A 19,587-nucleotide genomic window follows, 5' to 3' on the forward strand; every position below is an offset into this window, starting at 1 on the left:
CCGGGCGGCGGAGCCGTACCGGATCGCATCCGGCATGCCCGGAGGGCCGGGCGTGCCTACGGTGGAACGGTGAGCCATCGCCTCGCCCGCGCAGCCCTGGCAGCCTCCCTGTGCGCGACCGCGTTGTCATGTACAGCGGCGAAGTCCGAATCTCGCCTCCAGGCGCTGCCCGAGCCCGCGGTGAAGACGCTCTCCGCGCAGGTCACTGCCGTTCCCCCGGAGAAGCTGGGCGCCACCTACCGCCCGGGGTGCCCGGTGCCACCGGAGCGGCTCAGGCTCGTGTCGATGAACCACTGGGGCTTCGACGGCAAGGTGCACCGGGGCGAGCTGGTCGTCCACGAGGACGTCGTGGACCCCGTGCTGCGGGTCTTCGGTACGGCCTTCGCCGCCCGCTTCCCGATCCGCCGCATGCAGGTGAACGCCGAGTACGGCGGCAGCGACACCGCGGCGATGGCCGACGACAACACCTCCGCCTTCAACTGCCGACCGGTCACCGGCGACCCGAGCCGCCTGTCCCGGCACGCATGGGGCGACGCCATCGACATCAACCCGGTCGAGAACCCGTACGTCGACGTCCGGGGCACCAGCCATCCCCCGAACGGCCGCGCCTACCTCGACCGCGGTCGCGCCCGCCCCGGGATGGTCACCCCGGAAGGTGTGGTGACCCGGGCCTTCCGGGAGGCCGGCTGGTACTGGGGCGGCCGCTGGAGTCCACCCGACTACCAGCACTTCTCCGCGGAGGGCGGCTGACACCGGCCCGGGCGGCCGGGCCCGCGCCGCGCCGTACCGGGCTCAGCCGCCCGGAGTGAAGGTCACCGGCAGGCTCTCCGGCCCGCGCAGCCCGCCGGGTCGCCAGCGGATTCCGTCCGGCGGCACCGCGAGGGCGAGCCCGGGAAGCCGGCGCAGGGCCGTACCGATGGCGATCTGGCCCTCCAGCCGGGCCAGCGGAGCCCCCAGGCAGTAGTGGATGCCGTGCCCGAACGCGAGGTGCGCATTGTCCTGCCGGGTGATGTCCAGGCGGTCCGGATCGGGGAACCGGGCCGGATCGCGGTCGGCGACGGCCGAGCCGATCAGCACGGTCGCCCCGCGCGGCACACTCACGCCGGCGATCTCGACGTCCTCGCGCGCGAACCGGGCGATACCCGGGCTGACCGGGCCGTCGTAGCGCAGGAACTCCTCGATCGCGCCCGGCAACAGGCCGGGCTCGGAACGCAGCAGGTCGAGCTGGCCGGGCTCGGCGAGCAGCATGGCGATGCCCCCGCCGATCAGGTTGACCGTGGTGATGTAGCCCGCCGCCAGCAGCAGGAACACCATGGCGACCAGCTCGTCCTCGCTCAGCCGCTGCTCCTCGTCCCGGGCGGTGACGAGGCCGCTCAGGAGGTCGTCACCGGGGTGCGCCCGCTTGGCGTGGATGAGCCCGGTCACGTAGGCGCGCATGTGTTCCCACGCCTCGTTGACCACGGCGGGATCCGGCGGCTCCGCGCCCCGCCTGATCATGCGGTCGGTCCAGTCCTGGAACTCGTGACGGTCGTCCACCGGAACCCCGAGGAGTTCGCTGATCACCGTGACCGGCAGCGGCAGCGCGAAGTCCGCCACCAGGTCGGCGCGCCCGGCCGGGGCGATGTCGTCCAGCAGCCGGTCGGTGATGCTCTGGATCCGCGGCCGCATCCCGGCCACGCGGCGGGCGGTGAACGCCTTGGAGACCAGGCGGCGCAGCCGGGTGTGGTCGGGCGGATCGCTGCGGAGCATGTTGCTCAGCATCGACTCGCGTTCCGTTTCGGGCAGTTGCCGCAGGATCCGGGCGTCCGAGGCATCGCGTACGTCGCTGCTCAGGCGGGTGTCGGACAGGGCCGCGAGTCCGTCCTCGTATCGGGTGACGAGCCAGGCGTCCAGGCCGCCCGCGATGACGACGCGGCGCACGGGGCCTTCCTCGCGCAGTTGCCGGTACAGGGGGAACGGGTCCGCGACGAAGGCCGGGTCGGCGTAGGGAAGAAGGGCCGGCGGCTGCTCGCTCATGGTGCCTCCCGAAGCACGTCGTCCTCGCTCTGCAGGGTGAGGTTATATGCCCAACCCTCCCGATACGTCGCTTTCCGGCCATGCCGGTCGGTGCGGCGAGGTCAGCGCAGCGATTCCTTCGGGGGCCGCTCGCGCAGGGCTCCGTAGGCGAGGAAGTAGGCGGGCAGCCGGTTCAGCCAACGCGACTCGGTGATCAGCTCGGTCAGCCGCTTGGCCCGCCGGGGGTCGCCGAACGCGACGCGGCCGGCCAGCAGCGGCTCGATGACCTGGGCGTGGGCGACGCGCTGGAGGCCCTGGGTCGCCACCGTCGTGGGCATGCGCCGCAGCTGCACCCGGCGTACGTCGCGCAGGCCCACAGTGCCCTCGCGCAACGGGCCCACGAGATGGCGCGCCGCGGCCACCGCGTCCTGCACGGCGAGGTTGATGCCGATGCCGAAGACCGGCGACATCGCATGGGCGGCGTCGCCGATGCACAGCAGCCCCGGACGGTGCCAGCGGCGCAACCGGTCGAGCCGTGCGTCGAGCAGTTTGACCTCGTCCCACGAGGTGACGGCGTCGGCCCGGTCGGCGAGCCACGGGACGGCTTCCGTGAACCGGTCCATGAACGGCTCCAGGCCCTCGGCGCGGCGCCGCGCATCGGAGCCCTTGGGAATGAGCCCCGCGCACTGCCAGTAGTCGCCGCGGTCGATGAGCGCGACGAAGAGCCGGTCCCCGATACCGCCCACGAGCCCGCTGGGATCCTCCTCGCGGCGCGGTACCCGGAACCACCAGGCGTCCATGGGGCACGGGAATTCCTCCAGCCCGAGCTCGGGAAGAGCCCGGGCCAGCGAGCCGCGCCCGTCGCAGGCCACGGTCAGCGAGGCCCTGAGCTCGCCGGTGTCACCGTCGGCGGTGCGGTAGCGCACGCCCGTGACCCTGCCCCGCTCGACCAGGAAGGACGTGGCCCCGGTGTTCATCCGCAACCGGAAGGAAGGCTCCCGGCGCGCTTCGTCGGCGAGCAGGCCGAGCAGGTCCCACTGCGGCACCATCGCGATGTAGTTGTACTTCCCGGGCAGCGCCCCGATGTTCCCGACGGTGACGAGGGACCGGTCGGGCCCGATGGGCAGCTGTACCGAGGTGACCCGTCGCTGCGGCAGCCGGGCGAACCGGTCGGCCAGGCCGATGGCGTCGAGCAGCGACAGGGTGGACGGGTGCACGGTGTCACCGCGGAAGTCGCGCAGGAAGTCGCCGTGCTTCTCCAGTACGGTCACCTCGACCCCGGCCCGGGCCAGCAACAGGGCCAGCACCATTCCCGCGGGCCCTCCTCCCACCACACAGCAGGTGGTTCGTTCCACGGCAACCGCTCCCTTCACAGGCATCGGGCAGGCAGGCCCCGGAGGACGTATACCCCGCCCGCACCGCCGACGCGCGTGACGGTGCGCGGCGGGCCGGCCCGGAGAGGATTCAGTAGCGCAGGGCCGTGCCGGTCTGGGCCGTCACCGTGCCGGAGAGCTTGTGCGTGCTGCGGGCCGTGCCCTGGCCGGTGCCCTTTCCGGCGACGTCCGTGATCGTGACCACCGCCGTGTCGACGAGGTTGCCCGACTCGTCCTTGAACTCGACCTGCACCGCGAAGGACTTCGTCCCGTCGTCGGTGTTCTGTACGGTCACGGGCACCGTCGTGTACCCGTCCGTACCGTGGCCCTTGGCGTCGACCCCGTCCTTCACCTCGGCGAGCTTGTCCTGCGCCACCGCGGCCGCCGACTCGGCGGCCCGCTTGGCCTCGGCCGCGGCCGACGAGACCGCCTCGCCCGCCGACTGCACCGCCGACGCGGCGCTCGACACGGCCTCGGACGGGGTGCCTTCGCCGTCCGAGCACCCCGCGGCGCCGAGCGCCACCAGCGAGAGAGCCACCACACCTGCCGCACCACGCATCAACGCGAACGTCGTCACCATGCCTCCACGGGTGTTCGGAACCTCCGGACCCCCAGTCAAAGGCGCCCCGGCCCGGATGCCCAGTGGACCGGGCATCCGGGTGAGGCGTGCGGCTGCTCCGGGCAGCTGCTCCGGGCGGCTGCTCCGCGCGGCCACGACCTCAGGCGCCTGCCGCGGCGAGCCGGTGCTCGTGCACGCGCAGCTGGAGGGCTGCGAGGTCCAGCAGGGGAGTGGCCACCCCCAGCGCGCGGGCGCGGACGGTGAGGTCGGTCAGGACGTGGTCGGCCTCCGTCGGAGCCCCCGCGACGAGGTCGCGGTACAGGGACGGGGTGAGCGGGGAGCCGGGGGCCGTGACCGTCGAAGTGGTGAAGGCGAGCTCGGCGCCGGTCACCGGATGGCCCGCGGCGTCCGCCACCGCCGTCGTCTCGGCGATCAGGGCCGCCGCCAGATCGGGCCCGCCCGCAACGGCGTTCACCTCTCCGACGGTGCCGCGCATCAGACAGGTCAGGGCGACGAGGGTGGAGATGAAGGCCCACTTGTGCCACATGGCGGCGACGATGTCCTCGGCCGCCGGCGAGTCGATGCCCGCCTCGGCCAGGACGGTACGGATCGAGTCCACGCGGGCCGACGGACGGGCGTCGAGCTCGCCGGTCAGGATGACCGCGGGCGGCGCCATGCGGAGGATGTCGCCGTCCTCGCTCAGCGTGGTGACCACCTTCGCGACACCGCCGAGGACCGCGTCGGCCCCGAGGCGCGCGACGAGCGTGTCGAGGTGGGCCACACCGTTGAGCAGGGGGACGACGGCGGTATCCGGGCCGACGGCGGGTTCGATGTCCGCCAGGGCCGTGTGCAGGGCGGTCGCCTTCACGGAGAGCAGGACCAGGTCGTACGGTCCGCCCACCGCGTCCGCCGTCACCAGGCGCGGCGTGAGGCGGAGCTGCTCGCCCTGGCCCGCCACGCGCAGGCCGCGGGCTTCGAGGGCCTTCGCGCGGGCCGGCCGGACCAGGAAGGAGACGTCCTGGCCCGCGTTCGCGAGCCGGGCGCCGAAGAAGCCGCCGACGGCGCCGGCGCCGACCGTGAGGATCCTCATGGGTTGCTTGCCTTTCGGGGGAGTGACGGGGGATCAGGTACGGCCCGCGCCGAGGGGGCTGTCCTCGGCGGGGGTGCGCGGCGAGCGCGGCGCGTACCGGGAGACCGCCACCCCCGCCAGGCAGAGCACCCCGCCGAGCAGGGTCAGCCAGGCGGGTACCTCACCGAGGAGGGTCCAGCTGAGCAGGACGACGATGGCGGGGACGGCGTACGTGGTCGCGCCCAGCTTGCCGGCGGGCATGCGTGCCAGGGCGTAGGTCCACGTGGTGAAGGCGAGGGCGGTCGGCACCACGCCCAGGTAGATCATGTTCAGGGTCGCGGACACTGGTGCGTCGGGCAGTTCCGCGAGCAGCTGACCCGTGAAGGGCAGGCAGACCACGGTTCCCGTCAGGCAGGCGTAGGTGGTGACCTGCAGGGGCGTGCCGTAGGAGAGCGCCGGCTTCTGGGCGATGACGCCGGTTGCGTAGGCCACCGCTGCCAGCAGGCAGAGCACGACCCCGAGCAACGAGGTGGAGCCGCCGTCCCCGGAAGACATGGACAGACCCACCACCACCGCTCCGGCGAAGGAGACGGCCATGCCCACGAGAAGGCGTGGGGGCAGGGCCTCGCCGAGGAGGCGGGCCGCGAGGAGCGCCATGAGGATGGGCCCGGTGTTCACGAGCAGCGACGCCGTGCCCGCGTCCACCAGCCGTTCACCCCAGTTCAGCGCGATCGTGTAGCCGCAGAACCACACCACACCGGACACCAGGATCCCTCGCCGGGCCTCGCGGGGCGGCAGTCCCTGACGGCGTACCAGGACCAGGACGACGAGCACCAGCGAGGCGGCCAGCAACCGGCCGAGGGCCAGGGCGCCGGGCGAGTACGCGGCTCCCGCGCTGCGGATGGAAACGAAGGCGGAGGCCCAGGCGAACACCGTGAAGGTGACGGCGCCGACCGTGAGGACGCCGGGCGGGATCGGACTCGAGCGGAACGTCATGAACCCACCCTACGGGCGCAACATTTCGGTGTCGACCGAATTATTGACGGATGCAGCCGGGATCGCTCCGTCAGGGCTCGGCGGCTCGGCTCCCCGGCTCCGCTCCGCGTCCCGGTGCTGCGCCTCAGCTCCACGCGTCCGCCGTGAGCCCCAGCAGCTCGTCGAAGGCGCGCTCCCCGGCATCGGTCACCTCCAGCGCCCGGCCGCCGCCCGCCGGGCGCACGACCCACTGCTCCTCCAACGCCCGGGCGCACAGGCGCGCCCCGGCGAGCCCGCCCAGGTGGCGGCGCCGCTCGGTCCAGTCCAGGCAGGAACTGGCCAGCCTCCTGCGCCCCTCGTCGCCGAGGCCGATGCCGGCCTCGGCGCACCAGTCGCGGCCGGCCTCCGTCAGTTCGAACACGTCCTCCGTGCGCAGCAGCCCGCGGCGCTCCATCGCGTCGGTCACCGCCATGCCGAGCCGCCCGGCGAAGTGGTCGTAGCAGGTACGGGCGCGGGCCAGCGGGTCCGGTGCGGCGACCACGGGCACGGCGTGCGCCGCGTCCCGGTCCGGAATCGCGTGCGAGGCGAGATCGTCGAGCAGCCGCGCGGTCGCTCCGTCGGCGATGCGCACGTAACTGTGGCGGCCCTGCCGCTCGGTCACGCAGATGCCCGCGTCGAGCAGTCGGGTCAGATGGCCGCTGATGGTGGAGGGCGCCACCGAGGTGATGCGGGCCAGTTCGCCCGCGGTCCAGGCGCGCCCCTCCAGCAGCGTCATACAGATCGCGGCCCGCGTCTCGTCGGCCAGGGCGGCGGCGAAGGCGGCCAGGAGGGCTGCGGGGGCCGGTCCGCACGAGGGCGACGCAGGCCCGGGATGCATCTCGTTCATAGGTCCAGGATGCCCCATCGTTTCGGCAAACAGCGAATAGTCCCTGTGGGGGACGGCTCGTATCCATGTGCGTGGCCGGGAGGAGGCGGGCCCTCTGTCGCGACCGGGGGTCCACCGGCCACACTGGGTTCTTCGGGGCAGAACGCCCCCGTCACGGGGAGGTGGTGGGGTGGTGTCGTCGCGTGACCCTGCGGAGCGGCCGTCGCGGCCCGCTCCGGTCGTACGGCCCGAGGTCTGGGAGACGTACGGGCCGGCCGATCTCAGCGCCGTTCCGGTGTTCGCCGGAGGGTTCATCAACTTCGGCTACTGGAAGGCGGTCGATCTCGAAGGGCCCCTGTCGCAGGGCGACCGGATCCGTAGTGAGCAGGACCTCTACCGCCACGTCCTCGACGCTGCGGTGCCCGGGGGCGGCCGGGCCGTCGAGGTCGGCTGCGGTCTCGGCCTGGGGTGCGCCCTCGCGCTGGAGGAGTACGGTCCCACGGCCGTCACCGGCGTGGACATCCACCCCCAGCAGCTCCGGCGGGCCCGCGAGGCGAACTCACCGCTCCTCGCGGCGGAGCCGCACCGGCTGCGCTTCCTGCTCGGAGCTGCGGAGGATCTGCCGCTCGGCGACGCGGAGTTCGACTGTCTCTACAGCGTCGAGGCGGCCCAGCACTTCCCGGACCTGTTCGCCTTCGCCCGGGAGGCGGCGCGAGTCCTGCGACCCGGCGGCCGGGTCGCGGTCACCAGTTTCTTCAGCGTCGCCGGCGCGCCCGAGCCCGCGGAGCGGCTCGCCGGGTTGCTCGACTCGTTCGCCAGCGGCCTGGACATCGCCCGGCCCGTGTCCCGGCTGACCGACGCCCTGGCCGAAGCCGGTTTCGCCGACGTCCGGGTCGCCTCGATCGGCCCGCAGGTGTGGCCCGGCTGGGACCGCTGGCTCGCCCGCCTGTGGGAGCCGGGCACCTGGCCCCGGAACTTCCTGGCCGCCTGGGAGCAACGGATCCTGGACTACTACCTCGTGACCGCCACCCGGCCGTAGCCGGGAAGCCGTAGCCCGGAAGCCGTGGCCCGGCCCGCCCGGCGCCTGCTCGGTCCACCCCATCATAGGTAGGAGATTTCCTACGTTTGACGCGTAGGGAATCTCCTACCTAGGTCAAGGTGACCGGCCCGGACGATGCCCTCTGGGGGCGGATGGCCGGTTTCCGGGACCCCTACGGCAACAGCCTGATGCTGCTCACGGAGAAGGAAGGCTTCTAGCCCCATGGTCATGACGGGTGCCGACTCGGACCGCGTGTTCGCCGCGCTCGCCAACGGCACCTGCCGTGAGGTGCTGCGCCTGCTGCGCGAGCGCGGCCCGCAGCCCGTGCAGGCCCTCGCCGACCATTTCGACATGCGCCGCCCCAGCCTCTCGGAGCACCTCAAGGTGCTCAGGGAAGCCGGGCTCGTATCCGAGGGACGGGCCGGTCGGCAGCGCATCTACCGGCTCGAGGCCGCGCCCCTGGTCGATGTCCAGGACTGGCTGCATCCGTACGAGCGGTACTGGCGCGGCAGGCTGAAGGACCTCGGCCGACTCCTCGACAGCATGCCCGACGATGAGACATGACCCAGGAACCCCCGCACCGGCCCCCGCCCGCATTCGACGATGCGCAGGAGGACCTGACGACCGTCCGGGTCGACCAGTTCCTGCCTCACCCGCCCGCCAAGGTCTGGCGGGCCCTGACCGAGCCCGATCTGATCGCCCAGTGGCTCATGCCCTGCGACTTCCGCCTGGAGGTCGGCCACCGCTACACGATGACCGCCGCGCCCCGTCCTCACACCGGTTTCTCCGGAACGACGGCGGCGGAGGTCCTCGCCTTCGACCCGGGCCGCATGCTGGCCGTCCGCTGCCAGGACGCCTCCGACGCGAACCGCGCCGACTGGACCATCACGTGGACCCTCGAACCGGAAGGCCGCGGGACCCGGCTCTTCCTCGTCCATGAGGGCTTCGACCCGGACGACGACCTGCAGATGATGGCCCGGAGGGTCGTGGGAAGCGGCTGGCGGACCCACGTCATGGACGCCCTGATCCGTGTGGTCGAACAACTCTGAGGAGCGCGGCGGGGGGCTGTCGGCGCTGTCAGTGGCCCCGCCTATCCTTCCGGCATGTCAGTGAACATCGATCTTGCATTCACCGTCACCGGGGTCGCCGGCGAACCGCAGGCCTGGGAAATCGTGCGCGCCCTGCAGCAGTTGATGGATGAGGAGGACATAGCCAACCAGGTCACCATCGGGGTGGCCGTGGACGACGACGGCGCCTACTTCGTCTCCGGGGACTCCGACTTCCCGCTCGGCATCTCCCGCTTCTACCTGTGGCAACCGCACTTCGAGGGGCTCTTCGCGGCGACGGTCGCCGAAGTGGCGGCGGCCGCCCGGCCGGAGATCCGCTGGGGGTACCCCGACGAGGAGTACTGACCGGCTGAGCCGCCCCGGCTTCAGTCCGACGGAGGCGGAGACGGAGGCGCCGGAGGCAGCGCCCAGCGGATCGCCCGCGTCACGGCGTGGCCACCGGCGCGTGCGGCAACGGGCGGGATCCGGGCGGCGACGGAGGCATCGGCGGTCACGGCCGCCCTCGCCCAGGGCGGCAGCAGATCCACCGCTGCCGCCGCCAGCAGTGCGTACGGCCACCGGGCGGCACCCGGCAGCGGGGGATCGGTCAGCAGGAACCGGGCGGTGTCCCGGGAGGCCGCCGTCGAACGCAGGCCGGGCCGGTACCGCGCCATCAGCAGGGTCAGTTCCCGCACGCTCTCCGGCGCCCGGTCCGCGCCCAGCGCACGGGCCACGCGCGCCGTGTCGGCGAGGTACGCATCACAGCCCGCGGAGTCCAACGGGCGTCTGCCGTACCGCTGGTGGGCCCGCAGGAAGCAGTCCGCCTCGGCGATGTGCACCCAGGTCAGCAGCTCCGGATCGTCGGCCCGGTACGGCACGCCGTCGGCCGTCCGGCCCCGGATGCGGCCGTGCACCTCGCGCACGCGGGCCACGGCCGCCTCGGCATCGGCGCTGGTACCGAAGGTGGTGACGGCCAGGAAGGTGCTGGTCCGGTGCAGCCGGCCCCACGGGTCGCCCCGGTAGCCCGAGTGCGCGGCCACGGCGGCCATCGCGAGGGGATGCAGGGACTGGAGCAGCAGGGCGGCCAGCCCCCCGATGAACATCGACGCGTCCCCGTGCACCCGCCGGACCGGCCGCTGCGGCCCGAACCAGCGAGGTCCGGGGGTCGTGTGGATCCGCGCCCTGTTCCCGGGCCCGTCGGGTCCGGCCACGCGCAGGAAGACCACTTCCCCGGCGTGACGTCTGATCCGCTGGACGGTTGTCGTCGCCCTTGCCATGCGCCCAGTATGTGCCGCTCCGGGCGCACGGCGCAGGAGGCGGCGTTCAGATGATGTGGATGCGTTCCAGGGCGCCGGACGCGTCGCGGACCATCAGGTCGTTGCCCTTGGCGCGTTCGCGCTCGATGAACCCGAGCAGGAGCACCGCCCGGTTGATCACGTCGGACTTGCTGACGCCGGTCGCGGCGGTCAGCTCGGAGACGATGGTGACGGCCGGAGGGCACAGGGTGACGGAGTACCGCTCGCTGTCGGGGTGAGGGGGAAGCCGATCCATGGCGAAGCCCTTCCTGTCGATGAAGAGGTGCACCATAGTTGCATCAATACTGCGCGATTTCGCACCGTTTATTGGCGGCCGTGGATCACAGCCACCGGGGCGGGAAGAACCCGTAGTAGCCGCCGAGGGCCTCGCGGTAGTCGGCGTCCTGCAGGTGCACGTCCCGCACGAACTCGGGGGCGTTCTTGATCTGTTCCTTGGTCAGCGCGACCCGGATGCTCTTTTCCTCCACATCGATACCGGTGACGGTACCCGCGGGGAGAAGGACCTCCTTGCCGAAGATCCACGGGCCGGTGTCCACGACCAGGTAGGCGGATCCGGCCTCGTCGGAGTGCTTGTCGACCTTCCCGACGGTGCCGTCGGTCGCCTCCACCTTGTAGCCGGACAGGTCCACGTCCGCGAGGCGGCCAACGGTGAGGCGGTAGGCCCAGAAGTTCTCTGACATGAGGGAACAGCTCCCTTCGTCGATCCGTGTCCGTCACGGCGCGCCTGCCCCGCGGTCTCCCGGCTACACATCCGCCCGCGACTGCCTTCGGGGCGGCCCGGGCTGACGGCACGTAGGGCGGTCAGACAAGTTCGATCCCGAAGACGCCGTACGCGACGAAGGCCGCCGCGGCGAGAACCAGCAGCGCGAGCCGGCAGGCCGAGAGCCACAGGGCGCGGCGGCGGGAGCGATCGGTCCTGGCCCGTGCGAGCAGGGTCGCCGTCACGGCCAGGGACGAGATCAGTGCGAGGGCGGCCGCGAAGACGGCGAGCGCCTTCTTCGACGTGGGCACCGTGGCGGGCCCGTAGTCCTCCGTGATCCCGGGCAGCAGGAGGCCGACGGCGCACAGGCCGAGGCAGGTCAGCAGAGTGGCCAGCAGATCGAAGGCAAGAGTGACGGACCAGCCGACCGGCAGCCGCCGCACCGGCCGCGGCCGGTGGCCCTGCCGGCGGGTGCCCGAGCTCTTTCGAAGGTTCACTGCTTCCCCAAGGAGAAAATCCCCACGTGATGGCTGGAAGTCGCCGCTGTGGATCAGAACCTAGCGGCAGCCTCGGACACCAAAACGGCACAGAACGGCTGATGCGGCATACGTGCCTGACCAAGCGTTACCGAACGGTGAGGAAGCGGAAGCGGCCTATGCAGATCCTGCGCGGTGTTCCCGGGCCCGCTCAGGCGGTGGGCGCGCCGAACCACTCGGGCAGCCGGCCGAGCAGATCCCGCTGGTCGTCGCCGACCCACACCACGTGCCCGTCCGGCCGCAACAGCACGGCGGGCACATCCTGTTCCTCCCGCTTCTCGCCGGCGTCGACGACATCGACGACGTGGTCGACGCGGTCCGCCCAGCCCGCCACCGAGAGCCGGCCGGTCCGGTCCAGCAGCAGCCCGCGGCCGCCGTGCATCAGCTCGTAGAGCCGACCCCGCTCCAGCGCGATGTCCCGCATCCGCCGGCCGAGCAGTTTGTGGCCCTCGCCGACGTCGTAGCGCACCCCGATGGCGGTGATCTTCTCGATCAGGTACCGGTTCACGTTCTCGAAGTCCATCAGCTCGGACAGCAGTCGGCGCACCGCCTGCGCGCCGGGCTCCGTGGACATCAGCTCCATCTGCGCGCGGGTGTTGTCCAGCACGTCGGCCGCCACCGCGTGCCGTTCGGCCTCGTAGCTGTCCAGCAGACCCTCCGGAGCCCAGCCGCGCACCTCGGCGGCCAGTTTCCAGCCGAGGTTGAAGGCGTCCTGGATGCCGAGGTTGAGTCCCTGTCCGCCGGTCGGCGGATGGATGTGCGCCGCGTCGCCCGCCAGCAGCACCCGGCCGACCCGGTAGCGCTCGGCCTGCCGGGTGGCGTCGCCGAACCGCGACAGCCAGCGCGGTGAGTGCACGCCGAAGTCGGTGCCGGCGACGGCCCGCAGCCGCTCCTTGAACTCCTCGAAGGTCGGCGGGACCGCGCGGTCCGGCGCCACCCCCTCGGCCGGCACGACGACGCGGTACACCCCGTCCCCGAAGGGCGCCGCGCCGAACCGCTTCTGCGTCGTGCGCACCTCCGCCATCACGGCGGCCAGCGTCCGCGGATCCGCGGTCAGCTCCATCTCGCCCAGCAGCGTCTCCACCCGGGTGGGCTCGCCGGGAAAACCGACGCCGAGCAGCTTGCGCACCGTACTGCGACCGCCGTCGCAGCCGACGAGATAGCGCGAGCGCAGCTGCGTACCGTCGGCCAGTACGGCGGTCACCCCGTCCTGGTCCTGGCTCAACCCGACCAGTCGGCAGCCGCGCCGGATCTCGGCGCCGAGTTCGGTGGCGTGCTCGGCCAGCAGACGATCGGTGACGGGCTGCGGGATACCGAGGACGTACGAGTGGGCGGTGTCGAGCCCGTCGGGCCACGAGGTGCCGAGGCCGGCGAAGAAGCCGCCCACCTCGTACTGTTTGCCGTGCGCGAGGAACCTTTCCAGCAGGCCGCGTTGGGCCATCACCTCGATGCTGCGCACGTGCAGGCCGAGCGCGCGGACGTACCGGGCCGGTTCCGCCTCCTTCTCCAGCACGAGGGTCCGCACACCGTGCAGTCTCAACTCGGCGGCCAGCATCAGTCCGGTCGGTCCGCCACCGATGATCATCACGTCGATCAACAAGATCCCCCATACTCCGCGAATCCCTGATTTCGTCAGGTTCCGGCTTCGAACGGAGATTGTGCGGCACGGCGGGGGCCTTGCCGCAAGGCCCCCGGTGCGCTATATGTTGAGAGTGGCAAGGAGCAGTTACCTCCTTGCCCTTTCTTTTTTGTCGCCCGGGCCTTGGGCGCGGGGCTACGCTCCGCAGATGGAACGCGCAGAGGTACTCAAGCGGGTCGTCGGCATCCTCACCGACGCCCAGGACATCCGCCGGGCCGCCGAGGCCGGGGAGGACGAGGCCGAGCGCCCGGAACCGACGGCCGGCGTGGCCACCCTGCTGCTGAACGAGATGCTGCCGTCGATCCGCGTCCCGGCCGACGCGTCCCCGCAGCAGGTGGCGGCGCTGGTCGCGGAAGCGCTCGGTCCGGCCCTGCACACCATGGTCTCCGGCTTCAGCCTGGCGTTCACCAGCCTCGCGATGGTGCACGACAGCGGGCGGACGGACATCTCCTCGATCGAGGTCCTTCAGCAACTCGCCCTGGAAATCGAGGCAGGGACCTACGACGAGGGTCAATAGAGCCCCGCCGACGGTCCCTGCTCGGTCGGCCTACGACCGGACGCCGTTACTCCGCGTCGTCGTCGCCCGTTCGGGTCATCTTCCGCTCCTGCAGCCGCCTCAGTTCCTCCGGGGTCTTGCCGCTGACCCGCTTGCTGGCCTCCGGGTGGACCGGGTCCGGACCGGGGTGCTCCTGCGCCTGCTCCTCACGACCCTTACCCGGCTTCTGACGCTTGCTCTCCATACCGCTCATGGCTGCCGCTCCCTCGCAGATCTGATGGACACGGGATCCGGACACCCTCCGCCTACCCGCGAACGGCCCGGTCACCCTCCTCTCACGACCCATCCTGAGGCGCTCGCACCCCATAGGCCACGCCATGCGTCATCCGGCCCAGCAGCGGGAAGGCGCCCCGCATGACGGAAACGATCAGTAGCCTCGCCACCCGTTTCGTGCGCCGTCGCCGCGAGCCGGTCGCCGTCCAGGCCCTGCGTTCCACCGCGGCGGCCGTGATCAGCTACGTCGTCGCGCTCCGCCTGAGCAGCGAGCCGAATCCACTGACCGCCCCGCTGACGGCCCTGCTCGTCGTCCAGGTCACGCTGTACTCCACGCTGACCACCAGCATCCGCCGGGTGAACTCGGTGGTCGTCGGCGTGCTGATCGCGATCGGCTTCAGCGCCCTGGTGGGTCTGACCTGGTGGAGCCTCGGCCTGTTGATCCTCGCCTCCCTGGTCGTGGGTCACCTGGTGCGCGTGGACGAGTTCGTCCCCGAGGTCGCGATCAGCGCCATGCTCGTCCTCGGCGTCACCCAGGTCACGGACACCGCCTGGGACCGGGTCCTGGAGACGGTCATCGGCGCGGTGGTCGGACTGCTGGTCAACCTGCTTCTGGCACCGCCGCTCTGGGTCGGCCCCGCGGGCGCCGCGATCACCGACCTCGCCCGGCGCATGAGCCGGCTGCTCGACCACCTCGGCGAGGACCCCGCCGGCCCGGCGCGGGTCGAGCAGGCCGCGGCCCGGCTGCACGAGGCGCGCCGCCTCGACAACGACATCGCTCAGGTCGACGCCGCCCTCCGGCAGGCCGAGGACAGCCTCCGGCTCAACCCGCGCGTCAAGGAGGGACTGCTCTTCCGGCTGGTGCTGCGCACCGGCCTGGACACCCTGGAGATCTGCGCGGTGGTGCTCCGCGTGGCCTCCCGGACCCTGACCGACCTGGCCAAGGCCCGCCCCGACGGCCCGCTGTTCGACCCGGCGACGGCGGCCGCGCTGCGGCAGGTGCGGCGCCACACGGCCATCGCGGTGGAGAGCTTCGCCCAGTTGATCACCGCGCAGGTCAGCGCCAATGCCGAGGAGGCGGAGGCCCGCCTGACGGGGGAACTCGCCGTCGCCCGGACCTACCGCGACCGGCTCGCGGAACTGCTGCTGGCCTCCGCCCGCGAGGATCCGACGCACTGGCAGCTGCGCGGCGCGCTGCTCACCGAGATCGACCGGGTCCTCGACGAGCTGGGCGTGGACAAACGTTCCCAGCGCCTGCTGGAGGAACTCGACCGGCACACGCGCACCCGGCGCAGGAGCTGGAACCCGCTGAAGAGGTCCCGGCAGGACGCCGGGTGAGGGAAGGTGGAGCCATGGTGCACGTACTGGGCAGCAGGATGCTGCTGCGACCGACGGACCCCGAACGTTCGCGCGCCTTCTACGGCGACACCCTGGGGCTGGCGGTCTACCGCGAGTTCGGCACGGGCCCCGAGCGCGGCACGGTCTACTTCCTCGGCGGCGGCTTCCTCGAGGTGTCGGGGCGCGCCGAAGAGCCGCCCGGACCGGGGCTGCGGCTGTGGCTCCAGGTCGCGGACGTCCACGCGGCGTACGAGGACCTGCGCAGCCGGGACGCGGAGGTCCTGCGCCCTCCCCGCCGCGAACCGTGGGGCCTGATCGAAATGTGGATCACCGACCCCGACGGCGTCCACATCGCCCTGGTGGAGGTCCCCGCGGACCACCCCCTGCGCTTCCGCCCCTGACCGCCCGCTAGCGGGCGCTGCCGAGGTTGCGGTCGGCGGCGGAGCCACGGAGCAGCAGGGTGGTCTCCTCGATGCGGCTGAAGCGGCCGTCGGCGGCGAACTCGCCGAACAGGTAGACCTCCATGCTCACCGTCGAACCGTCCGTCTTCGTGACGTGGACGGTGTGCCGGTCGGCGTACCTGCTGCCCTCGTAGAGCTCCTCGTGCACCTGGACGCTGCCGTGGTCGACGACGCCGCGCAGGTGGGTGATGTGCTCGATGAAGCCCGCCCGGTCGGCCCACTCCCCGTCGGTGCGCTGGCGGTATTCCGGCGCGAAGTGGCGGTCGGCGGCTTCCTCGACGGTGAGGTCGCGGCTGAGGAGCAGGTCGGTGAGGGCGGCGGAGATACCGGTGCGAGTCATGGGGCTGCCTTTCGGTGCGGGAGGAATGTGACCGGGGATGCGTGCGCTGCGCACGCTCTTTCGTCACCGTAACACCGATGCGTGCGCAACGCACGCTATTCTTTTCTCGTGGACAACGAGATCGGGCATGAGATCGCCGACGCGCTGGGCATCCTGCTCAAGCGCACGACCCGCACGCACCTGCACAAGCAGCTCACGGAGGGCATGGGGGAGGCGGTGGACGAACTGACGTACCCCGTGCTCAGCGCCCTGGCCCGGACCGGTCCGCGCAGTGCGGCCGACCTGGCTCAGGTGGCGGGGGTCGACCGTTCGGGCGTGACCCGCCGGGCCTCCCGGCTGGAGGCGGCCGGCCTGATCCGCCGCGAGCCGGACCCCACCGACCGGCGCGCACACCTCCTCGTCCTGACCGGTGAGGGACAGCTCGTCGTGGCGGAGCTGCGTGCGCGCCTGGCCGCCCGCATCACCGCGAGCCTGGCCTCGTGGCCCCCCGGCGAGGCCGAGACCTTCGCCCGCCATCTGCGCCGCTTCATGACGGAGGGGCCCTTCGCGTAGCGGTCGGGCCCCGGTGCGGTTGCTCACGGAGATCTGAGTATCTGCGCTCAGGCGCGACAGCTTCCCGCCCGCCTAGCCTCCGTGCCATGAGCTTTGTGAAGCAGGAGACGGAAGAGAGCCAGGAGCAGGAGCTGGAGCCGGGCCCGCGGCCGAGCGGCTGGGTGCCTCTCGTTCTGGGCGCCGCCGCCGTCGCGATGATCGGCTGCCCCTTCCTGCCGGACGGACTCCCGGCCTGGCTCCGGTTCGCCCCCGTCTACTTCGTCATCCCCGTCGGGATCCTGGCGGTCGTCTTCGGTCTCCTCGACCTGCGGCACATGCGGGGCCCGCAGGACGACGGGGGAGCGGCCCGCCGCCGGGCGCGGACCGGGGCCGTGCTCGGCACGGTGGCCACGATGCTGCCGCTGGTGGTCGTGTGGTTCGCCTCGGCGCTCCTGGGGGGATGACATCGGCGGCCGACCCGTCAGGCCGGCAGGGATGGCAGGGCTGCCAGGGCCGTCAGACGGTCAGGCCGTCACAGGAACCCCGGCGCCGGCCAGTTCCGCCAGCGCCTCCAGCCGTTCCCGGGTCTCCTCGTCCAGCGGTACGTACGTCACGACCCTCGGACCGGTCCGCGGGCCGAGCCACAGGTTGGTGTGCTCCACGTGCAGCATTCCCACGTGCGCGTTGCGGATGTACTTCGCCTTCGAGACCTGCCCGCCGACCACCTCGTGCCGAGCCCACACTTCCCGGAACTCCGCCGACGCCCCCTCCAACCGGGCCAGCAGCGTCGTCCACGCCGGCTCCGCCAGGTGCTCGGCCATCGCCGCCCGGAACCTCGCCGCCATGATCCGGTGCGTACTCGGCAGATCGACCACCGCCTCCCGCCACTCGGGATCCGTGAAGGCGAGCCACATGCAGTTGCGGTCCTCCGGCGGCTTGCTGTCCAGATCGCAGAGCAGCCGGCCGTACGTGGCGTTGTACGCCACGGCGTCGTACCGGCTGTTCTGGACGCAGGCCGGGATGGGGCCCAACTGGTCGAGCATCGCCCGCACCGCCGGCGTCACACTGGGGCAGTCCGCGGGCGGCGCCGGATCCAGGCTCCCGGCCAGCGCGAACAGGTGCTCGCGCTCGCTCACGTCGAGCAGCAGCGCCCGCGCGACCGAGTCCAGCACCTGCGCGGACACCTGGATGTCGCGCGCCTGTTCCAGCCACGTGTACCAGGTCACGCCCACCGACGACAGGTGCGCGACCTCCTCACGGCGCAGTCCCGGGGTGCGCCGGCGCGGTCCGCGTACGAGTCCGACCTGCTCGGGGGTGATCCGCTCGCGGCGGGTGCGCAGGAACTCGGCCAGTTCGTGCCGGCGGACATCGCTTCCAGGAGCCACAGTGGTCATGCCCCCAGCCTGCCGCACCGCTCATCCTGTTGCCAGGTAGTCCTGATACCCGGATAAGCGCACTCTGGTACCCGTCCGGCAGGTGCACGACTGTCGCAGGGTGACCCGAACTCCTCCAGGCGACACGCCTGTACGCAGCACTCCTGCGCGCACCACCCCCGCACGCAGCACTCCCGCACACACCGCCGCGGCGCCCCACCTGGGCGGCCTGGGCCTGTTCACCGTGCTCCTGGGCGCGGCCCTGCCCCTGATCGACTTCTTCATCGTCAACGTCGCGCTGCCCTCCATCGAGCACGACCTCTCCGCCGGCCCGGCCCTCCTGGAACTGGTCATCGGCGGCTACGGCGTCGCGTACGCCGTCCTGCTCGTCCTCGGCGGGCGCGTCGGCGACAGTCTCGGCCGGCGCCGACTCTTCCTCGTCGGCATGGCCGCCTTCGGCTTCACCTCGCTCGCCTGCGGCCTCGCCCCGAACGCCTGGACCCTCGTCGCCGCCCGCGTGGCACAGGGCGCGGCCTCCGCCCTCATGCTGCCGCAGGTGCTCGCCACCATCCAGGCCACCACCGAGGGCCCGCGCCGGGCCCGGGCGATGAGTCTGTACGGGGCCACCGGCGGCCTGTCCATGGTCGCCGGGCAGATCCTCGGCGGCGTCCTGGTCGCCGCGGACCTCGGCGGCACCGGCTGGCGCGCGGTGTTCCTGGTCAACGTACCGGTGGTGATCCTGGGACTGGTCCTGGCCGTGCGCTCCGTCCCGGACACCCGCGCCGGCCGGCCCGCCGCGGTCGACGTGCCGGGCACCCTGCTGCTCGCGCTGTCCCTGGTCTCGCTGCTGCTGCCGCTCACGGAGGGGCGGGCTGCCGGCTGGCCGCTGTGGACCTGGGTCTCGCTCGGCGTGTTCCCGGTCGCGGCTGCCGCGTTCTACTTCACCGAGCGCCGGGCCGACCGCCTCGGCCGTATCCCGCTGGTGCCGCCGAGCCTGCTGAGGCTGGAGTCGCTGCGGCGCGGCCTGATGCTGCTGCTGCCGTTCTCGATCGGGTTCGGCGGCTTCATGTTCGTGCTCGCCGTGACCCTCCAACAGGGCCTGGGCATGGGCCCGGTGCAGGCGGGACTGTCGCTGGCGCCGATGGCGGTGGCCTTCTTCGGGGCCGCGCTCGCCGGGCCGCGCCTGATCACCCGCTTCGGCAGCCGGATCGTCACCGCCGGCGGTGTCATCCAGGCGGCCGGGATCGCCCTCCTGCTGGTCACCCTTCGCCACGGCTGGCCGGACCTCGGCCCGGCCGCGCTCACTCCGGGCGTGGCCCTGGCAGGACTGGGCCAGGGCTTCCAAATGCCCGTGCTGATGCGGCTGATGCTCTCGGACGTCCCCGCCGACCGGGCCGGCGCGGGCGGCGGCGTCATGATCACCGCCCAGCAGTCCGCCGTGGCGATCGGCGTCGCCACGCTGGGGAGTCTCTTCCTCGCGCTGATCCCGACGGCGGGCGTGCGCGAGGCCGTGTCCACCACCCTGCTCGTCCAGCTCGGCCTCATCGGGCTGACCGTTCTGCTCAGCCTCCGTCTGCCCCGCATGCGCTGAGCGCGCGGCATGAGCAGGAGAGCCCGGGGCGCCTGAGTACGTACGCCGAGGCGCCGCGCGCGGCCGGTCGGT

Annotated in this window: 25 protein-coding genes; 11 read left to right on the forward strand and 14 right to left on the reverse strand. The window is 72.2% G+C overall.

The genetic code is table 11. The annotated features are described in order from the left end of the window. Window positions 1-69 precede the first annotated feature (69 nt). Window positions 70-750: a M15 family metallopeptidase gene (locus OG373_RS38915; RefSeq protein ID WP_405443577.1), complete on the forward strand. Its 681-nt coding sequence runs from the start codon at window positions 70-72 to the stop codon at window positions 748-750. Window positions 751-792: 42 nt separating this feature from the next. Here OG373_RS38915 and OG373_RS38920 read toward each other — a convergent pair whose 3' ends face one another. From OG373_RS38920 to OG373_RS38945, 6 genes are all read right to left on the reverse strand, one after another. Beyond that, window positions 793-2,016 carry a cytochrome P450 gene (locus OG373_RS38920; RefSeq protein WP_405443579.1) on the reverse strand — a complete coding sequence of 408 codons (1,224 nt, stop codon included), beginning with the start codon at window positions 2,014-2,016 and terminating at the stop codon, window positions 793-795. 101 nt (window positions 2,017-2,117) lie between these two features. Next, window positions 2,118-3,350: an FAD-dependent oxidoreductase gene (locus OG373_RS38925; RefSeq protein WP_405443581.1), complete on the reverse strand. Its 1,233-nt coding sequence runs from the start codon at window positions 3,348-3,350 to the stop codon at window positions 2,118-2,120. A gap of 109 nt (window positions 3,351-3,459) precedes the next feature. Continuing rightward, window positions 3,460-3,948 (reverse strand): hypothetical protein, encoded by a 489-nt coding sequence (locus OG373_RS38930; RefSeq protein WP_405443583.1) that lies wholly within the window; start codon window positions 3,946-3,948, stop codon window positions 3,460-3,462. Between the two features lie 139 nt (window positions 3,949-4,087). After that, the gene (locus OG373_RS38935; RefSeq protein WP_405443585.1) at window positions 4,088-5,017 is read right to left on the reverse strand and encodes a ketopantoate reductase family protein; all 930 of its coding nucleotides are present in this window, start codon (window positions 5,015-5,017) and stop codon (window positions 4,088-4,090) included. A 33-nt stretch (window positions 5,018-5,050) separates the two neighbouring features. Continuing rightward, the gene (locus OG373_RS38940) at window positions 5,051-5,992 is read right to left on the reverse strand and encodes a DMT family transporter (protein ID WP_397731797.1); all 942 of its coding nucleotides are present in this window, start codon (window positions 5,990-5,992) and stop codon (window positions 5,051-5,053) included. Between the two features lie 124 nt (window positions 5,993-6,116). Further along, window positions 6,117-6,857, reverse strand: coding sequence for an ArsR/SmtB family transcription factor (locus OG373_RS38945; protein ID WP_397731799.1), 741 nt, complete (start codon window positions 6,855-6,857; stop codon window positions 6,117-6,119). Window positions 6,858-7,029: 172 nt separating this feature from the next. Here OG373_RS38945 and OG373_RS38950 point away from each other — a divergent pair, with 172 nt between their 5' ends. The 4 genes from OG373_RS38950 (at window position 7,030) to OG373_RS38965 (ending at window position 9,287) form a co-directional block, all read left to right on the forward strand. Next, the gene (locus tag OG373_RS38950) at window positions 7,030-7,875 is read left to right on the forward strand and encodes a class I SAM-dependent methyltransferase (protein WP_405443587.1); all 846 of its coding nucleotides are present in this window, start codon (window positions 7,030-7,032) and stop codon (window positions 7,873-7,875) included. A 228-nt stretch (window positions 7,876-8,103) separates the two neighbouring features. Then, window positions 8,104-8,439, forward strand: a complete 336-nt coding sequence (locus OG373_RS38955; protein ID WP_405443588.1) for an ArsR/SmtB family transcription factor — start codon at window positions 8,104-8,106, stop codon at window positions 8,437-8,439. Beyond that, window positions 8,436-8,924 carry an SRPBCC domain-containing protein gene (locus OG373_RS38960; RefSeq protein WP_405443589.1) on the forward strand — a complete coding sequence of 163 codons (489 nt, stop codon included), beginning with the start codon at window positions 8,436-8,438 and terminating at the stop codon, window positions 8,922-8,924. Before OG373_RS38955 ends, OG373_RS38960 begins: the two co-directional genes overlap by 4 nt. A 54-nt stretch (window positions 8,925-8,978) precedes the next feature. Continuing rightward, window positions 8,979-9,287 carry a hypothetical protein gene (locus tag OG373_RS38965; RefSeq protein ID WP_405443591.1) on the forward strand — a complete coding sequence of 103 codons (309 nt, stop codon included), beginning with the start codon at window positions 8,979-8,981 and terminating at the stop codon, window positions 9,285-9,287. 20 nt (window positions 9,288-9,307) lie between these two features. On the opposite strand, the gene OG373_RS38970 is transcribed toward OG373_RS38965, so the two are convergent. The 5 genes from OG373_RS38970 to rox all read right to left on the reverse strand — a co-directional run bounded on the left by OG373_RS38970 (window position 9,308) and on the right by rox (window position 13,070). Continuing rightward, window positions 9,308-10,198, reverse strand: coding sequence for an oxygenase MpaB family protein (locus OG373_RS38970; RefSeq protein WP_405443593.1), 891 nt, complete (start codon window positions 10,196-10,198; stop codon window positions 9,308-9,310). Between the two features lie 46 nt (window positions 10,199-10,244). Then, window positions 10,245-10,508: a hypothetical protein gene (locus OG373_RS38975; protein ID WP_405443594.1), complete on the reverse strand. Its 264-nt coding sequence runs from the start codon at window positions 10,506-10,508 to the stop codon at window positions 10,245-10,247. Window positions 10,509-10,557: 49 nt separating this feature from the next. Continuing rightward, complete coding sequence (locus OG373_RS38980; RefSeq protein WP_397731811.1) at window positions 10,558-10,917, reverse strand: PRC-barrel domain-containing protein; 360 nt, start codon at window positions 10,915-10,917, stop codon at window positions 10,558-10,560. A gap of 121 nt (window positions 10,918-11,038) precedes the next feature. Continuing rightward, the gene (locus OG373_RS38985; protein WP_405443595.1) at window positions 11,039-11,434 is read right to left on the reverse strand and encodes a hypothetical protein; all 396 of its coding nucleotides are present in this window, start codon (window positions 11,432-11,434) and stop codon (window positions 11,039-11,041) included. 190 nt (window positions 11,435-11,624) lie between these two features. After that, window positions 11,625-13,070 (reverse strand): rifampin monooxygenase, encoded by a 1,446-nt coding sequence (gene rox / locus OG373_RS38990; protein ID WP_405444359.1) that lies wholly within the window; start codon window positions 13,068-13,070, stop codon window positions 11,625-11,627. A gap of 190 nt (window positions 13,071-13,260) precedes the next feature. On the opposite strand from rox, the gene OG373_RS38995 reads away from it, so the two are divergent. Beyond that, a complete protein-coding gene (locus OG373_RS38995) occupies window positions 13,261-13,629 on the forward strand; it encodes a hypothetical protein (protein ID WP_405443597.1) in 369 nt (122 codons plus the stop codon). A 46-nt stretch (window positions 13,630-13,675) separates the two neighbouring features. On the opposite strand, the gene OG373_RS39000 is transcribed toward OG373_RS38995, so the two are convergent. After that, window positions 13,676-13,861, reverse strand: a complete 186-nt coding sequence (locus tag OG373_RS39000) for a hypothetical protein (protein WP_405443599.1) — start codon at window positions 13,859-13,861, stop codon at window positions 13,676-13,678. A 161-nt stretch (window positions 13,862-14,022) separates the two neighbouring features. On the opposite strand from OG373_RS39000, the gene OG373_RS39005 reads away from it, so the two are divergent. Then, window positions 14,023-15,219, forward strand: coding sequence for an FUSC family protein (locus OG373_RS39005; protein ID WP_405443601.1), 1,197 nt, complete (start codon window positions 14,023-14,025; stop codon window positions 15,217-15,219). A gap of 14 nt (window positions 15,220-15,233) precedes the next feature. Then, complete coding sequence (locus OG373_RS39010) at window positions 15,234-15,620, forward strand: VOC family protein (protein WP_405443603.1); 387 nt, start codon at window positions 15,234-15,236, stop codon at window positions 15,618-15,620. Between the two features lie 7 nt (window positions 15,621-15,627). On the opposite strand, the gene OG373_RS39015 is transcribed toward OG373_RS39010, so the two are convergent. Beyond that, the gene (locus OG373_RS39015) at window positions 15,628-16,020 is read right to left on the reverse strand and encodes a nuclear transport factor 2 family protein (protein ID WP_405443604.1); all 393 of its coding nucleotides are present in this window, start codon (window positions 16,018-16,020) and stop codon (window positions 15,628-15,630) included. 108 nt (window positions 16,021-16,128) lie between these two features. Between OG373_RS39015 and OG373_RS39020 the strand changes: the two genes are divergently transcribed. Together OG373_RS39020 and OG373_RS39025 are read left to right on the forward strand one after the other, a co-directional pair. After that, window positions 16,129-16,572, forward strand: coding sequence for a MarR family winged helix-turn-helix transcriptional regulator (locus OG373_RS39020; RefSeq protein ID WP_405443605.1), 444 nt, complete (start codon window positions 16,129-16,131; stop codon window positions 16,570-16,572). 86 nt (window positions 16,573-16,658) lie between these two features. Further along, window positions 16,659-17,015 (forward strand): hypothetical protein, encoded by a 357-nt coding sequence (locus OG373_RS39025; protein WP_405443607.1) that lies wholly within the window; start codon window positions 16,659-16,661, stop codon window positions 17,013-17,015. Between the two features lie 60 nt (window positions 17,016-17,075). Here OG373_RS39025 and OG373_RS39030 read toward each other — a convergent pair whose 3' ends face one another. Continuing rightward, window positions 17,076-17,945 (reverse strand): helix-turn-helix transcriptional regulator, encoded by an 870-nt coding sequence (locus OG373_RS39030; protein WP_405443609.1) that lies wholly within the window; start codon window positions 17,943-17,945, stop codon window positions 17,076-17,078. 100 nt (window positions 17,946-18,045) lie between these two features. On the opposite strand from OG373_RS39030, the gene OG373_RS39035 reads away from it, so the two are divergent. Further along, window positions 18,046-19,515, forward strand: coding sequence for an MFS transporter (locus tag OG373_RS39035; RefSeq protein ID WP_405443610.1), 1,470 nt, complete (start codon window positions 18,046-18,048; stop codon window positions 19,513-19,515). The last annotated feature ends 72 nt before the right edge of the window (window positions 19,516-19,587 follow it).

This window comes from Streptomyces avidinii (assembly GCF_045161815.1).
GTDB lineage: Bacteria > Actinomycetota > Actinomycetes > Streptomycetales > Streptomycetaceae > Streptomyces > Streptomyces avidinii.